Annotated in this window: 17 protein-coding genes; 16 read left to right on the forward strand and 1 reads right to left on the reverse strand. The window is 31.1% G+C overall.

Annotation, left to right across the window (positions count from 1 at the left end):
• The first annotated feature begins 96 nt into the window (after nucleotides 1–96).
• The 15 genes from rnc to CLMAG_RS07305 all read left to right on the forward strand — a co-directional run bounded on the left by rnc (nucleotide 97) and on the right by CLMAG_RS07305 (nucleotide 14,107).
• Complete coding sequence (gene rnc / locus CLMAG_RS07235; RefSeq protein WP_066620015.1) at nucleotides 97–804, forward strand: ribonuclease III; 708 nt, start codon at nucleotides 97–99, stop codon at nucleotides 802–804.
• Complete coding sequence (locus CLMAG_RS07240) at nucleotides 797–1,885, forward strand: elongator complex protein 3 (RefSeq protein ID WP_066620017.1); 1,089 nt, start codon at nucleotides 797–799, stop codon at nucleotides 1,883–1,885. The genes rnc and CLMAG_RS07240 overlap by 8 nt, the downstream gene beginning before the upstream one ends.
• A gap of 46 nt (nucleotides 1,886–1,931) precedes the next feature.
• Nucleotides 1,932–2,192, forward strand: coding sequence for a stage V sporulation protein S (locus tag CLMAG_RS07245; RefSeq protein WP_066620020.1), 261 nt, complete (start codon nucleotides 1,932–1,934; stop codon nucleotides 2,190–2,192).
• Between the two features lie 369 nt (nucleotides 2,193–2,561).
• Nucleotides 2,562–6,137 (forward strand): chromosome segregation protein SMC, encoded by a 3,576-nt coding sequence (gene smc / locus CLMAG_RS07250; protein WP_066620022.1) that lies wholly within the window; start codon nucleotides 2,562–2,564, stop codon nucleotides 6,135–6,137.
• Between the two features lie 71 nt (nucleotides 6,138–6,208).
• Nucleotides 6,209–7,120 carry a signal recognition particle-docking protein FtsY gene (gene ftsY / locus CLMAG_RS07255; protein WP_066620024.1) on the forward strand — a complete coding sequence of 304 codons (912 nt, stop codon included), beginning with the start codon at nucleotides 6,209–6,211 and terminating at the stop codon, nucleotides 7,118–7,120.
• Nucleotides 7,121–7,475: 355 nt separating this feature from the next.
• The gene (locus CLMAG_RS07260; RefSeq protein WP_066620027.1) at nucleotides 7,476–7,817 is read left to right on the forward strand and encodes a putative DNA-binding protein; all 342 of its coding nucleotides are present in this window, start codon (nucleotides 7,476–7,478) and stop codon (nucleotides 7,815–7,817) included.
• A 10-nt stretch (nucleotides 7,818–7,827) separates the two neighbouring features.
• Nucleotides 7,828–9,189: a signal recognition particle protein gene (gene ffh, locus CLMAG_RS07265; protein WP_066620030.1), complete on the forward strand. Its 1,362-nt coding sequence runs from the start codon at nucleotides 7,828–7,830 to the stop codon at nucleotides 9,187–9,189.
• Nucleotides 9,190–9,261: 72 nt separating this feature from the next.
• Nucleotides 9,262–9,519, forward strand: a complete 258-nt coding sequence (rpsP, locus tag CLMAG_RS07270) for a 30S ribosomal protein S16 (RefSeq protein WP_066620039.1) — start codon at nucleotides 9,262–9,264, stop codon at nucleotides 9,517–9,519.
• A gap of 18 nt (nucleotides 9,520–9,537) precedes the next feature.
• Nucleotides 9,538–9,765, forward strand: a complete 228-nt coding sequence (locus tag CLMAG_RS07275) for a KH domain-containing protein (protein ID WP_066620042.1) — start codon at nucleotides 9,538–9,540, stop codon at nucleotides 9,763–9,765.
• A gap of 292 nt (nucleotides 9,766–10,057) precedes the next feature.
• On the forward strand, nucleotides 10,058–10,546 hold the full coding sequence (gene rimM / locus CLMAG_RS07280; protein WP_066620054.1) for a ribosome maturation factor RimM: 489 nt from the start codon (nucleotides 10,058–10,060) through the stop codon (nucleotides 10,544–10,546).
• Complete coding sequence (gene trmD / locus CLMAG_RS07285; protein ID WP_066620056.1) at nucleotides 10,537–11,265, forward strand: tRNA (guanosine(37)-N1)-methyltransferase TrmD; 729 nt, start codon at nucleotides 10,537–10,539, stop codon at nucleotides 11,263–11,265. Before rimM ends, trmD begins: the two co-directional genes overlap by 10 nt.
• Nucleotides 11,266–11,422: 157 nt before the next feature.
• Nucleotides 11,423–11,767 (forward strand): 50S ribosomal protein L19, encoded by a 345-nt coding sequence (gene rplS / locus CLMAG_RS07290; protein WP_066620059.1) that lies wholly within the window; start codon nucleotides 11,423–11,425, stop codon nucleotides 11,765–11,767.
• A gap of 52 nt (nucleotides 11,768–11,819) precedes the next feature.
• Nucleotides 11,820–12,386, forward strand: a complete 567-nt coding sequence (gene lepB / locus CLMAG_RS07295; protein WP_066620061.1) for a signal peptidase I — start codon at nucleotides 11,820–11,822, stop codon at nucleotides 12,384–12,386.
• Nucleotides 12,387–12,401: 15 nt separating this feature from the next.
• A complete protein-coding gene (gene ylqF, locus CLMAG_RS07300; RefSeq protein WP_066620063.1) occupies nucleotides 12,402–13,244 on the forward strand; it encodes a ribosome biogenesis GTPase YlqF in 843 nt (280 codons plus the stop codon).
• Between the two features lie 20 nt (nucleotides 13,245–13,264).
• Nucleotides 13,265–14,107 (forward strand): ribonuclease HII, encoded by an 843-nt coding sequence (locus tag CLMAG_RS07305; protein WP_066620479.1) that lies wholly within the window; start codon nucleotides 13,265–13,267, stop codon nucleotides 14,105–14,107.
• A 117-nt stretch (nucleotides 14,108–14,224) separates the two neighbouring features.
• Here the strand turns inward: CLMAG_RS07305 and CLMAG_RS07310 are convergent, their stop codons facing one another.
• On the reverse strand, nucleotides 14,225–14,593 hold the full coding sequence (locus tag CLMAG_RS07310) for a YraN family protein (RefSeq protein ID WP_066620067.1): 369 nt from the start codon (nucleotides 14,591–14,593) through the stop codon (nucleotides 14,225–14,227).
• A 250-nt stretch (nucleotides 14,594–14,843) separates the two neighbouring features.
• Between CLMAG_RS07310 and CLMAG_RS07315 the strand changes: the two genes are divergently transcribed.
• Entirely contained in the window at nucleotides 14,844–16,361 is a 1,518-nt protein-coding gene (locus CLMAG_RS07315) for a YifB family Mg chelatase-like AAA ATPase (RefSeq protein ID WP_066620074.1), read from the forward strand.
• Nucleotides 16,362–16,450 lie beyond the last annotated feature (89 nt).

Genomic DNA, 16,450 nt, shown 5'->3' on the forward strand with positions numbered 1-16,450 from the left:
ATGCGGGACTTTAAAATTTATAAAGCGGTAGTTTATTCTTGAATTTGCTTAAGTTAAAAGCAAACTGAAGAATAAACTTCAGAAGGAGTCAAACTGATGATAGTTAAGCAAGGTATCATTTTGGAAGAATTAGAAGAGAAGTTAAAAGTGTGTTTTAAGGACAAGGAATTATTAAAAGTGGCATTAACACATAGTTCTTATGCAAATGGAAAGAAAAATATAAAATTCAATGAGAGATTAGAGTTTTTAGGAGATTCAGTTTTACAGCTTTCTATTTCTGAATACTTATTTTCAAAGTATACAAATAAATCAGAAGGGGAGCTTACTAAGCGAAGGGCACTGATTGTTTGTGAGAATTCTCTTCATGAAATTGCTAAGAGATGGGGAATCGGAAGATATATAAAGATGAGTAAGGGAGAAGAACTCACAGGGGGAAGAGAAAGAGTTTCAATATTAGCTGACTGTGTAGAAGCTATAATTGCAGCTGTTTATATTGACAGTGGATTTCAAGTGGCTAAGGAATTTGTTATAGACAATTTTAAAGATACTATCGAAAAAGCTATAAAGAATAAAATAATATTGGATTATAAGACCAAACTTCAAGAGGTAATGCAGAAAAATGGAGATATATCTATAGAGTATGTTTTGACTAAACATGAAGGGCCGCCTCATAGAAGAAAATTTTATACTCAGGTATCTGTAGATGATAAGGTTTTAGGAAAAGGTATAGGTTATAGCAAAAAGGAATCAGAACAGAATGCAGCACAAGAAGCACTAAAAAAAATGGAGGAAGAGAATGAGTAACCGTCACTATATAATACCTATATTTGTATCACATGAAGGATGTCCCCATAACTGTGTTTTTTGTAATCAAAATACTATTACAGGAACTGAGGAAAAGGTAGATGCAGAATTTGTGAAGAATACTATAGAACAATACTTAAAAACTATAAGAAGAGAAAACTCTATAGTTGAAATATCTTTCTTCGGAGGTACTTTTACAGCAATAGGTATAAATAGACAAAAGGAACTTCTAGCCATAGCCAAAGAGTATAAGGATAATGGGAGTATAGACCTCATTCATTTATCTACTAGGCCGGACTACATAGATGAGCAGATATTGAATAATTTAAAAAGCTATTCTGTAGATGTTATAGAATTAGGTGTTCAATCTTTAGATAAAGAAGTGCTTTTAAAATCTGGTAGAGGTCATTCGGAAGAGGATGTATCCAGAGCTTCTAGTCTAATAAAAGAGTATGGTTTTATATTAGGACATCAAATTATGCTTGGGTTGCCAGGTGATACCTTTGAAAAAGATATACAAACAACAGAAAAATCTATACTTATGAAACCGGATATATATAGAATTTATCCTTCGTTAGTTATAAAAAATACTCCTATGGAAAGAATGTATAACTTAGGAACATATAGACCTTATGAATTATATGAAGCAGTACAAATAACAAAAACAATTTACTCTATGCTAATCGCTAATAATATAAAAGTTATAAGAGTAGGGCTTCAGCCTACAGAAGAAATAAATATTGGAAAAGAGCTGATTGCAGGACCGTTTCATCCTGCCTTTAGAGAATTAGTGGAATCAATGCTTTATAATGAGTTAATTTTAAGTGAAATTCCCCAAAACTATAAAAAGAAAATCATAATTAAAATAAATGGAAAAGATTTATCAAAGCTATATGCTCACAAAAAGAAATTTTTTAATGACATGATAACCCAATTAAAGACATTAAACGTGCAAGTTATTCAAGATAACCATGTTGGTAGAGAAACTTTAGTTTTAATAACAGAAGAAACTGAGAAAAATTTGTCAATTTATGAATACATTATAAAAAAGTATAAAGAAGGAAATTTAACTATTTTATAGAATTATTACCTATGAATATAACAATATTTGTAGGGAGGAATTTTACATGGAAGTATTAAAAGTATCAGCTCAATCACAGCCAAAATCAGTTGCAGGAGCTTTAGCTGCAGCCTTGAGAGATAATATTTCTGCAGAAGTTCAAGCGGTTGGAGCGGGAGCAGTTAATCAGGCGGTAAAGGCAATTGCTATTACTAGAGGTTTTGTAGCACCTAATGGTATTGACCTAGTAGTTGTGCCAGCTTTTTCGGAGATAACTATTGAAGGAGAAGAAAGAACAGCTATAAAATTTATAGTTGAACCAAGATAGTTCGGCTAGCAAAGAAATTCTTGTCATTAATAAAAGATGGTATTTATCGTAAAATTTTAATTATTAAATTTATAAAGTGATATAAATTAAATTTTACCTTAATCAAGAATGATTTTGAAAATGGCGGCAAATGGATAGAAAACCCTGTTAAAAACAGGGTTTTTATTTTATAATTGATATTTTAATAAATTTAATATAAACTATATAGGTGCTATATGATTTAAATTTCACTTCATACATGAAGGGGGTTATTTTTATGAAAAGGAATACTAGAGAAAAACTGAGAAAAGCTATAGTTTTTCTTGTAGTTCTGATGTTTATAGCTAGCTTGCTTCCAATGATATTTGGGAGATAAGGAGAGTAGTTTTTATGTTTCTAAAATCAATTGAAATAAGAGGATTTAAATCCTTTGCAGATAAAACAGAATTAGTATTTAAAAATGGAGTTACAGCTGTAGTAGGGCCTAATGGAAGTGGTAAAAGTAATATATCAGATGCAGTGAGATGGGTGCTTGGTGAACAAAGTGTAAAAAGCCTAAGAGGCGGTAAAATGGAAGATGTTATTTTTGCAGGTACTCAGTTTAGGAAACCTGTAGGTCTTTGCCAAGTTTCGATGACTCTGGACAATGAAGATAAAAAATTACCATTAGAATATAGTGATATTACTATTTCTAGAAGACTATATCGTTCAGGAGAAAGTGAGTATTATATAAATAATACTCACTGTAGATTGAAGGATATACAAGAACTTTTTATGGATACAGGTATAGGTAAAGAAGGTTATTCTATCATAGGTCAGGGTAAAATTGAAGCTGTACTTAGTGGTAGGCCAGAAGAAAGAAGAAGTCTTTTAGAAGAGGCAGCAGGCATAGTTAAGTTTAAATGGAGAAAAGAAGAGGCTCAGAAAAAATTAGAAAATACGGAGACAAACTTAATAAGAATAGACGATATTTTAGGTACTTATGAGGAACGTATAGAACCTCTACGTATTGAAAACGAAAAGGCTAAGAGATTTATAAAACTTTCCGAAGAACTAAAGAATAAAGAGATTAATATAATTGTTCATTCTATAGAAAACGTGCATAATAAGATTGCTGAAATTGAAAGTGCCATTAAAGGTATGAATGTTAATAATGATGAGTTAAATAGTAATCTTATTGATTTGAAAGCTGGCATTGTGAAATGGAATGAAGAAATTGAAAATATAAATGAACAAAATTCTAATTATCGAAAAGAATACTATGATAATAAATCAAAGAAGCAAAAAAGCGAAGCAGAGATTGTTTTGCTAGGAGAAAGGCTAGAAAATTTACATGGCTTTATACAAAAAAATCTACATGAACTTAGAGAAATTGAAGATAAAATTAGCAATCTAACAACAAGTGAAATAAAACAGGTTAATGAGCTTAACAATTCAAAGGTTAAGCAGGCAGAGCTTAATGCAGAAATAAAAAAATATGAAAATACTATATCATCTATGGATGCATCTATTTCAGATAAAACAGATCTAATAAAGAAGTTAAAAGACGATCAAATAGAATATTTAAGTGATATATCAAATCTAAAAAACAATATTCTTATGTTGAACAATGGTGTTCAGGCACTTAAAGAAAAAACAGATAGTATTAAAAGTTCTTGTGAAAGTTATTTGCATTCTATCAAAATAAATACTAGTACAAAGGATATGCTTTTATCCCAAGTAGAAGAAATAAAAAATAAAATAATTGAATTTGAAGGTAATATTAAAACTAATAAACAACAAATCTTTAGATTAAATTCGACTTTAGGTTTAAAGGATAAAGAACTTAGAGAGTTAACAAATCTTAATAGTAAATTAGAAGCTAACCATAATATGCTTGTTAATTTAGATAAGCAGTATGAAGGTTATAATAGATCAGTAAAGATTCTAATGGGAGACGTAACTAAAGGTAAGGTATCCATTGATAAAAATAATTGTTTTGTTTTAGGCGAAATAATTAATGTAGAAAAAAGATTCGAAACTGCAATAGAAATAGCTCTTGGGGGGGCTATATCGGATATAATAACGAAGGATGAGCAAATAGCTAAAATACTGATAAAGTATTTAAAGGATAATAATATTGGAAGAGCTACTTTTTTACCATTAACTATAGTTAAGGGGAAAAAAATTTTTGGAGAAGCTGATGTCAAAAAGGTCAGTGGATATATTGGTATTGCAAGTGAATTGATAGAGTATAACAATGCTTTTACTAATGCGATTGAATATATACTTGGAAGAACAATAATTTGTAATGATATGGATAGTGCTCTTGAAATAGCAAAGATAAGTAAGTATAGTTTTAAAATAGTTACTCTTTCTGGCGAAGTTGTTAATCCTGGAGGATCACTTACAGGGGGAAGTTTACACCATAAGGCTAGTAATATTATTGGAAGAAAAAGAGAGATAGAAGATATAAAAGTTAAAATAAAAAGCAGTGAAGAAAAAATAATGGCTTTAAATATTGCATTGCAAAACTACAGAACTGACATAAAAATTCTAGATGAGGAAAGCTTAAACCTAAAGGATCAAATATATTCTCAAAATATTGAAATTACTAAAATAAAAGGTAAGATAAATGCTATTGATGATGAAAATGAAAAGTTAAAAGAGACATTAAAGATATCTAATAGAGAAATAGAATTAATAAATGAAAAATTTGAGGATACTGTAAATGAATTGACAATCAAAGAAGCTCATTTAAAAGACCTTATCATAAGACAGAAAGAAAATGATAGCTTAATTAAAAAGATTGAAGAAGAACTAAAGGATAAAACTAACAAAATTAAAAGTGATAGAGATAAACTTACAGAATTTAAAATAGAGAAAGCACAAGTAGATGAAAGTGTTTTGAATAATAGCAATTTATTGAGAAAGTTACAGTTAGATATAAAAGAGCTTAAATTAAAACAGGCCAGCATGGAAGATGAAAATAAAAAATCTATGGAAAACATAGATAAATTTAAACTTCAAATAGAACATAGTAAAAAAGAAATTAAAAACATAGAAAATTACATATTAAACATGGAAGAAAAGATTAAAGATCAGGATGTAGAAATAATAAAGATAAAGGAAAAAATAAAAATACATAGTGATAAAGTGGAGAATCTGAATCTATTAATTAATAAAAAAGAGGATGAACTACATAAAATTCAGCTTTCTTTAGCAAGGTTTACAACTGAGAAAGAATCTTTATACTCTAAACTTAATGATGAGTTAGAAATTACTTATGCGGAAGCCTTAAAATATAAATTTGAAATAGAAAATTTTGATGCTTATAAAAAGGAAATTGGAAACTTAAAGAATGATATATCTTCTTTAGGGGTAGTAAATTTAGGTGCAATTGATGAATTTAAGGATTTGACTGAAAAAGTAAACTTTATGACTGTTCAAAGAGAAGACTTGATAAATGCTAAAGAAGAACTAATGGGTTTAATAAATGAAATGACGGATAAAATGAAAATAGTGTTTAATGAAAACTTTAATAAGTTAAGGCATAATTTTAATGAAACCTTTAACGAACTATTTAAAGGTGGAAGTGCAGATTTAATTTTATCTGATGGGGATGAGCTTACAGGGAATATAGATATAACAGTACAGCCTCCCGGAAAGAAACTTCAAAATATAAATTTAATGTCCGGTGGAGAGAAGGGACTTTCTGCTATTGCTCTACTTTTTGCTATACTGAAAATGAAACCAACACCTTTTTGTATACTAGATGAAATAGAGGCAGCTCTAGATGATGCCAATGTATCTAGATATGCTGAATTCTTAAAGAAGTTTTCTGAGAATAGCCAGTTTATTGTTATAACCCATAGGAAAGGAACCATGGAAGCCTGTGATGCATTATATGGTGTTACAATGGAAGAAAAAGGAATATCAAAGATAGTTTCAGTGGATTTAAGTAGAGAGGCATCAGATGCATCATAAATTGGAAATTTCAATTAGAGAAGATAGTTGTTGGATAAACAAAGTGAAAAAATATATTAGGAGGCATGCAAATGTTTGGCGGATTTTTTAATAAACTAAAAGAAGGACTTACCAAAACTAAGGATAATTTTACTGAAAAAATAACTGATATGCTAAGCGGGGCTATGACTATAGATGATGATTTATATGAAGAGTTAGAAGAGATACTAATCACTGCGGATATTGGTGTGGAGACAACACTTGACATTATTGATAGGCTAAAAATAAAGATAAGAGAGAAAAAAATAAAAGACCCTTCTTTAGTTACTGGTTGTTTAAAAGAGGTTATTGTAGAAATGTTAGGAACAGAAGGTGGAAGTATTAAGCCTGAAAGAACACCTGAGGTTATTTTAGTTATTGGGGTAAATGGTGTTGGAAAGACCACATCCATAGGAAAAATATCCTCTAAACTAAAAGGTGATGGATATAAGGTGTTAATGGCAGCAGCAGATACCTTTAGAGCTGCGGCTATTGATCAACTTGAAGTGTGGAGTAATAGATCTGGTGTAGATATTATAAGGCATCAGGAAGGTTCAGATCCTGCGGCAGTAGTTTTTGATGCAGTGCAGGCAGCTAAAGCAAGAAAAGTAGATGTACTAATATGTGATACTGCAGGTAGATTACATAATAAGAAAAATTTAATGGATGAGTTAGGGAAAATAAATAGAGTAATAGATAGAGAGTATGGTGACGCTCATAGAGAAACATTGTTAGTGCTTGATGCTACTACAGGTCAAAATGCTGTACAACAAGCTAAACAGTTTATGGAAGTTTGTCCTATAGATGGCATAGTTTTAACAAAATTAGATGGTACTGCAAAAGGTGGAATTGTTATTTCTATAAAGCATACACTTAATATACCTGTAAAATTAATAGGAGTTGGAGAAGGGATAGATGACCTTCAAGAATTCAATCCTAGAGATTTTGCAGATGCACTTTTTTAAAGAATGATATTATGAAGTGAAAACTTGAACCAGATGGAGTTTCAAACTCCACCTGATTCTTAGTTGAACGAATCCAGGGACGTAACCGCTCTTTACTCACACTTTGAAGAAGATGGGAGTATTAGAGCAGGTAGTCATCGGATAAAAGTAAAAGATATTATTTAGCTTTAAATAAAATTTGATAAATCATTGTTAATTAAAAAAATAAAAGTGTTAAGTAAAAATACTTGACAGCAGTAGAAATCTTTGATATCATAGACTTCGTTGAGTTAAGAATGTATTATTTAATGCATGATTGGCACTTGAAAAAAATTAAGGAAGTGAAAATGCAGTATTGAATATTGCAGAGTATCTCATGGAAGAAAGAATACAACTTTCAGTACTCGTAGACATATATGGTGAGCTTTTAACAGAAAAGCAAAGAGATATTATGAACCTTTATTATAATGATGATTTATCATTAGCTGAAATATCAGAGCTTACTAGTACTAGCAGGCAGGCAGTACATGATATAATAAAGAGATGTCACAAACTTCTAGTACAATATGAAGAAAAGCTTCATTTAATGGAAACAAAGTTAAAGATGGAAAAGGTTAAGAATTCCATTTTGAATAGCATAGATTTGTTAAATGTTAGTGATGATAAAAGCTTAAAGATATTATTAGAAATGAAAAAATACATAATTGATAATGTTTAGGAGGAATAGCATGGCTTTTGAAGGGTTAGCTTCTAAGCTTCAGGATACTTTAAAAAAACTTAGAGGCAAAGGTAAGCTTTCTGAAAAAGATATAAAAGATGCTATGCGAGAAGTAAAACTTGCACTTTTGGAAGCAGACGTTAATTATAAGGTGGTAAAAGATTTTATAAAAGTCGTTAGTGAAAAGTGCCTTGGTGAAGAAGTTCTCCAGAGTTTAACTCCAGCACAGCAGGTTATAAAAATAGTAAATGATGAACTTACTAGTTTAATGGGCAGCACTGAAAGTGAAATTAAATATTCATCGACTGGATTGACAGTTATAATGCTAGTAGGACTGCAAGGAGCAGGAAAAACTACTATGGCAGGAAAACTTGCACTCCAACTTAGAAAGAGGAATAAGAAACCTTTACTTGCAGCCTGTGATATATATAGACCTGCAGCAATAAAACAGCTTCAAGTTGTTGGAAATCAGATAAATGTACCTGTATTTTCTATGGGAGATAAGGTGTCACCTGTAGATATATCCAAGGGTGCTATAGAATATGCAAAAAACAATAATCTAAATGTTGTTATAGTAGATACAGCAGGTAGACTTCATATAGATGAAGAGCTTATGAATGAGCTTAAAGATGTTAAGGAAAGTACTAAGCCAGATGAAATATTATTGGTTGTTGATGCGATGACAGGACAGGATGCAGTAAATGTTGCTAATAGTTTTAATGAGCAGCTAGACATAAATGGAGTAATACTTACAAAGCTAGATGGTGACACAAGAGGTGGAGCCGCACTTTCTATAAAGTCCATGACAGGTAAGCCTATAAAGTTTGCAGGTATTGGTGAAAAAATGAGCGATTTTGAAGTATTCCATCCAGATAGAATGGCTTCAAGAATTTTAGGTATGGGGGATGTACTCTCACTTATCGAAAAAGCTCAGCAATCCATAGATGAAGAAGAAGCTAAAAAAATAGGAAGTCGTATGATGAGTCAAGAATTTAACCTTGAAGACTTTTTAGCTTCAATGCAACAAATGAAAAAGCTAGGACCTCTTAATAAACTAATTGAAATGATACCAGGAGTAAATACAAAAGAACTCCAAGGTGTAGATTTAAGTTCTAGTGAAAAAGAATTGACAAAGATAGAAGCAATGATTAATTCTATGACTATAAAAGAAAGAAGGAACCCTTCACTAATAAGCGCTTCGCCTTCAAGAAAGAAGAGAATTGCACAAGGTTCAGGTGCTACAGTGCAGCAAGTCAACAAGCTTCTGAAGGATTTTGAAAACATGAAGAAGATGATGAAGCAAATGAAGGGAATGGAAAAGGGCTTCAAAAAAGGAGCTAAAAAAGGATTATTTGGTAAGTTGCCTTTTTAAAGGTTTATATAAACTTAATCAGTAAATAGTTTAGTGCAGTATGCGTTTTACTACTAGAAGGAGGTGATACTAATGGCAGTAAAAATTAGATTAAGAAGAATGGGTGCTCACAAAGCTCCATTTTACAGAATAGTTGTAGCAGATTCAAGATCTCCAAGAGATGGTAGGTTTGTAGAAGAAATAGGTTATTACAATCCTTTAACTGAGCCAGCTACTGTTAAATTTGATGAAGAAAAAGCTGTTCAATGGATAAAGAATGGTGCTCAACCTACAGACGTTGTTAAGAGACTTTTTGCAAAATCAGGATTAAATGAAAAGCTTGGCAAGTAGTCACTGGGGGTGTATTAAATGAAAGAATTAGTTGAAGTTATAGCTAAATCACTAGTTGATAACCCAGATATGGTTCAAGTTAATGAGATTGCAGGTGAGCAATCAATAATTCTTGAACTAAAAGTTGCACCAGATGATATGGGAAAAGTAATAGGAAAACAGGGAAGAATAGCTAAGGCTATTAGAACTGTTGTAAAGGCAGCAGCTATAAAAGAAAATAAAAGAGTTGTTGTTGAAATAATATAAGAGTTAGGTGCACCTAACTCTTTTATTTTTTTATCCGATGACTACCCGCTCTAATACTCCCATACGCACTCTGTGAAAGGGACTCACACAAAATCAGAGATTTTTGTTCGCTGCTTTTCTTCAAAGTGTACGTTGCGAGCGGCTATGTCCCTGGATTCGTTCAACTAAGAATAAGATTGGATTTGAAACCCAATCTTATTCAAGTTTTCACTTCATAAATAAGTATTAATAAATTAATAATGGTAAATATAAATAATGAGTAAAAATGTAAAGTGATTAGGAGGGTATATCTATGAAGCAGTTTATAACTGTTGGACAAATAATAAATACCCATGGCATTAAGGGTGAGTTAAAAGTTTATCCCTTGACGGATGATATGAAAAGATTTAGAAAGCTTAAAAAGGTTTACATAGACGGAGTACAAAAAGAGGTAGTGTGGTGTAAACTGCAAACAAAGACAGTAGTATTAAAAATAGATGGGATAGACTCTATAGAGGATGCAAACAAATATAGGGAGAAATACTTAGAAGTATCTAGAGAAGATGCAGTTAAACTTCCAGAAGGTGCATACTTTGTTACTGACATAATAGGATGTAATGTTATAGATGAGAATGGAGCCCAGCTTGGAAAGATCTATGATGTAATTCATACCCCAAGTAATGATGTGTATTGGATAAAAGAAGGAAAAGAACTTTTGATACCAGTTTTAAAGAGTATTGTGGTTAGTGTAGATGTTGAAAATAAACAAATAGTTATAAAACCGGTGGAAACATGGCAATAAAGATAGATATTTTAACACTTTTTCCAGAGATGTTTGAAATATTTAACCACAGTATAATAGGAAAAGCTAAGGAAAAGAGAATTTTAGATATAAATACTTTAAATATTAGAGATTATACACTAGATAAGCATAAGAAAGTTGATGATTACCCATATGGAGGTGGAGCAGGCATGGTTATGGCTGCGCAACCTATAGTGGATTGTATAAAGGCTGCAAAGCAAAGTAACAAAGGCAAGGTGATATTTTTAGGCCCCCGAGGTAAAACTTTTAATCAGAATATGGCCAAGGAATTATCAAAAGAAAAAGAGTTGATTTTTCTATGTGGTCACTATGAAGGTATTGACGAGAGAGCATATGAGTGTATAGATATAGAAATTTCTTTAGGAGACTTTGTACTCACTGGTGGAGAAATGGCATGCATACCGGTAGTTGATGGTATATGTAGACTTATGCCAGGAGTTCTTTCAAGTAGCGAAAGCTACACAGATGAATCATTTTATGATGGAGTGCTTGAGTATCCTCAATATACGAGACCAGAGTGTTTTAGAGAAATTAGAGTTCCAGAAGTATTGATATCAGGACATCATGAAAATATAAGAAAATGGAGAAGGCTTCAATCACTCAAGTTAACGAAAGAGAGAAGACCGGATTTGTTTGGTAAACTTCAGTTATCCAAAGAAGACAAAAAGCTTCTGATAAAGGAAGGGTTATTAAAATAGAGCTAAACTTAAATTAGATCATTTACCAAAAAATAAAATTCTGTCTTGAAATACATAGATATATGTGATAAAATATGATTCGTGCTACACAGGCGCTCCTCTGTCTGCAAAAATGCTGGATATGAACGTCGAATAATTTTTAGGAGGTAATGCACAAATGTTAGAAATAATAAGAGCAATAGAAGCGGAACAAATCAGAACTGATTTACCTGAATTTAATGTAGGGGATACTGTAAAAGTTCATGTAAAAATTAAAGAAGGTAATAGAGAAAGAGTACAGGTTTTCGAAGGAACTGTTTTAAAGAGACAAAACGGTGGATTAAGAGAAACTTTCACAGTAAGAAGAGTAGCTTACAATGTTGGAGTAGAAAGAACATTCCCAGTTAACGCTCCTATAATTGAAAAGATAGAAGTAGTTAGAAGAGGTAAAGTAAGAAGAGCTAAATTATTCTACTTAAGAGACAGAGTAGGTAAGGCAGCAAAAGTTAAAGAAATAAGATAGTGAAAATGGGGCTTTATAAAGTCCCTTTTTTATATTAAGGTGGTGTAGAGAATTGGTAAAAGAATTAATTGAATTAGGAAAATCGATGATTATTGCCATTATAGCTGCATTTTTAATAATAACTTTTGTTTTTGAAACGGTAAGTGTAGACGGACACTCTATGGATCCAACATTGAATCATAAAGACAGACTTATAGTTGAAAAGGTAAGCTATTATTTTAGAGAACCAAAACCGGGTGATATTGTAGTTATTAAATATCCAGCAGATCCTAAAGAGAAATTCATTAAAAGAGTTATAGCAATAGGTGGAGATAAGGTTAGAATAGAAAATAATAAATTATATATAAATGATGTACAAAAGAATGAACCATACATACTTGAGCAAACTATGAATGATTTTAACCAAGTAACAGTACCTCAAAACACAGTTTTTGTAATGGGTGACAATCGAAATAATAGTAGAGATAGTAGGTATCCAGATGTAGGGTTTGTTGATTATAAAATGGTAGTTGGAAGAGCGGCATTAAGAATATATCCATTTAGCAAGTTTGGAAGATTAAGTTCATTAGCAAATGAAAGTGCACTTAATACAATTGGATTTTTAGATTCTGCTCACTAGAAAGGATAGGATAACATGGCTATAAATTGGTTTCCGGGTCATATGGCAAAGACCAGAAGAGAAATAAAAGAAAATTTAAAACTTGTAGATGCTATAATAGAAATTAGAGATGCTAGATTGGTAGCATCTAGTAAAAATCCAGATATAGATGATCTTTGTGGTAATAAGCCTAGAATAATATTACTAAATAAAAGCGACTTAAGTGAAGAGAGAGTTACTAAGGAATGGATTAAATATCTTTCTAATGATAATATAAAAGTAATCGGTGTAAACTGCATAACTGGTAACGGATTAAAAGGTATTAAACCATTATTAAATGAACTTTTAAAAGAAAAGCATGATAGAATGACAGCAAAGGGTATTGTAAATATAGTAGATAGAGTTATGGTTGTTGGAATACCTAATGTAGGAAAATCTACATTTATAAATAAGATGGCTAAAAATAATATAGCTAAAACAGGTGACAGACCAGGAGTCACAAGAAGCAGACAATGGATTAAAACTAAAATAGGAATGGAACTTATGGATACACCAGGAATTTTATGGCCAAAACTTGAAAGTGATGAAACTCAATTAAACCTAGCTTTTACTGGAGCTATAAAGGACGAAATTATGGATATAGAAGAATTGGCTTTAAAGCTTATTGAAAAACTTCAAACAGATTATCCAGATAGACTGATGGCAAGATATAAACTTACAGAATTAAGTGAAGAGCCATTAGAAAATATGAACAGTATAGGCAGGAAAAGAGGCGCTGTTGTTTCAGGTGGTCAGATAGATTATAATAGGGTAGCGGTACTTCTTTTAGATGAATTTAGGGGTGGAAAATTAGGCGCTATTTCCTTAGAAAGACCTTAATGAATGGAGATTATTTAATAATGGGTGTAGATTTTAATGAAATAGAGAAAAGCTTATTTGAAGGGACTGCTAAATTAAATTTTGGCAGCCTTAAACTTTATGTGGCGTATTTAAAAGAAAATTTTTTGCAAGTTGAGAGAGAAAAAATTAACAACATTACAAAATTTTTAGAGAATGACAGCAGAAAAAATGTTCAGGCTTTAGCCGACAGTTTAAATAAATTTTTTGTGAAGAAAGAAAATGAAATTATAAGAGTTAAGGATATGTATAGTTTTGATAGAAGTTTCGGTAATTATATATATTTAGCAGGGGTTGATGAAGTTGGAAGGGGGCCTCTAGCAGGTCCGATAGCTGCAGCCTCAGTGGTGTTAAGTCTAAAATATAAAGAGGACACTGATTTAATATTAGGGATTAAGGATTCTAAAAAGTTATCCCCCAAGCATAGGGAAGAGTTAGCAGAAATAATAAAGAAAAAAGCAATAGCTTATAATATTGCTCTTATAAACAATAACGAAATCGACGAAAGAGGTATATCTTGGTGCAATAATGAAGTACTTAGAAGAGCAGTTAAAGGGCTAAAGATACCTCCGGATATTGCATTGTCTGATGGATATGCTGTTAAAAATTTAGATATACATAACGAATTTGTTATAAAAGGTGATGCTAAAAGTGCTAGTATAGCCTGTGCTTCTATAATAGCAAAGGTTTATAGAGATAACCTGATGAAGGAATATTCAAAGTTATATCCTCAGTACGGGTTTGATAACAATGCAGGGTATGGAACAAATGAACATGTTAACGCCATAAAGGAGTATGGGGTATGTAAAATACACAGAATGAGTTTCCTGAAAAACATAATATAGTTAACAAAAATAAACTAGAAATGAGCAGTTTAAAGAATGACACTTCTTAAATTTAAGGTGTCATTCTTTAAATTTAAAAAGACATCATTACTTAAGGGTCGCAATAATTCTTGATATTCATATTTGAAAAGCATCTTTAATAAGCCTTATAGAAGGTTTATTATTAGAATTGTTTAATATAATCTCAATTACATCAAATCTAAAATTAAATTTAAAAAGCTTCTTGCGCATTATATATGTTTCTGCAGTTTTATAAATTTTTAAACATTTTGAATAAGTAACTGCTTCACAGGGACTTCCATATATTGATCCATATCTAGTTTTAACCTCAATAAAACAAATATAATCACCATCTTTTCCTATTATATCTAGCTCTCCAATTTTACATCTAAAGTTTCTATCAAGCACGGTATAGCCTACTTGTCTTAAATAAGTTTCAGCAATATCTTCGCCCAGGGAACCTATATCCTTGTTAAAAGAATGCATAAATTCGCTCCTTTCATAGCTTATCAATATATTTACATGCTTATTGAAGTTTTAAGTAATTTTGAACTATTTAAATGATAAAGAAATGTTGTTAGTTTGAGCCGTATATATAAAATATTGGTATGTTTCAATTTTAGCAATATTAATTCAATTTGTAAATACAATAGACATGCTAATAAAGTAATCTTTTCTAATAATTCTAAAGTATATAAATACATATAATTGTCAAGACTTAAGCAGAGGTGATATTATGGCAGTTAAAATTACAACTGCTGCTTTTACTGGTATTGATGGTGCAATTGTTTCTGTAGAAGTCGACATTGGAAGAGGTCTTCCCTGTTTCAATATAGTTGGCCTTCCAGATATTTCTGTTAAGGAATCAAAAGAAAGAGTAAGAGCTGCGATAATAAATTCAGGATTTGATTTTCCTGTAAGTAAAATAGTTATTAATCTTGCTCCTGCAGATATAAGAAAAGTAGGCGCTTTATTTGACTTACCAATAGCTATTGGAATTTTAATTGCTACAGAACAGATAGTGTTTGAGGATGCAGAGAAATTCTTAATTATGGGTGAATTATCTCTATCAGGGGATCTAAAAAGAGTTAGAGGAGTATTGCCTATTACTATTGAAGGTATAAATAATAGGATTAATAACTTTATTTTACCTCAATATAATGCTGAAGAATGTTCTGTCGTTAAAGAAGCTAAAGTTTACCCTTTTGAAAATTTAAAAGAAGTTGTGGAGTACATAAAATATAGAGACTTGATGCCATATGAATATAGAAATGACGAAAAACAAATTGAAGGTAAATTAGATTTTGAAGATATATTAGGACAGGAAAGTTGCAGACGGGCAATTGAAGTTGCAGCAGCAGGCAATCATAACCTTCTTATGATTGGTCCTCCAGGATCAGGAAAAACTATGATAGCTCAAAGGGTATCTACTATACTACCGCCATTAAGTTATGAAGAAGGGCTTGAGGTTACTAAAATTTATAGTGTGTCTGGCAAATTAGAAAAAACAACAGGATTAGTGTATGATAGACCATTTAGAACCCCTCATCACACTACAACTAATGTAGCTCTTATTGGTGGGGGAAACAATTTAATGCCTGGTGAAGTATCGCTAGCTCATAATGGAATTTTATTTTTAGATGAGATTTTAGAATTTAAAAAGAATGTTTTAGAGGTTTTAAGACAACCTTTAGAAGATCGGGTTATTAAAATTTGCAGAGCATCTGGTACTGTAACATATCCTTGTAATTTTATGGCTATTATCGCTACTAATCCATGTCCTTGCGGATATTATGGCTCCTCAAAACAGTGTACCTGTAGAGATTATGAAAGAAAGCGTTATATAGGAAAGTTATCAGGGCCGTTACTAGACAGAATAGATTTATTTACTTTTGTGAATTCGTTATCCTTTGAAGAACTTCAATCTAAGTCAAAGGGAGAGTCTTCAAAAAGTATTAGACTTAGAGTAGAAAAAGCCAGAGAAATACAAAAGAATAGATTTGAGGAAGAGAATATATATTCAAATGCTCAGATGGACGGAAGGCTCATAAGAAAATATTGCAAATTAAATAATAAAAGCAACAAAATTATAGAAAAAATTTATAGTAGGTATAATTTAAGCACTAGAGCTTATAGTAGAATACTAAAAGTTGCAAGAACAATAGCGGATTTAAATGAAAGGAAAGCTATAGAAGAAAGTGACATTATTGAAGCCTTACAGTATAGAAGATTTTTAAATGAAGAAATTATATGATGTAGAGATGTCTTTATATTATACAATTTCTTCATTTTTATAAGTAGCAGAAATATTAAAGGTGGAAAAAATAATTTTTTAAGGAGAAA

Origin of the sequence: Clostridium magnum DSM 2767, assembly GCF_001623875.1 — a bacterium.
GTDB classification, from domain to species: domain Bacteria; phylum Bacillota; class Clostridia; order Clostridiales; family Clostridiaceae; genus Clostridium_AM; species Clostridium_AM magnum.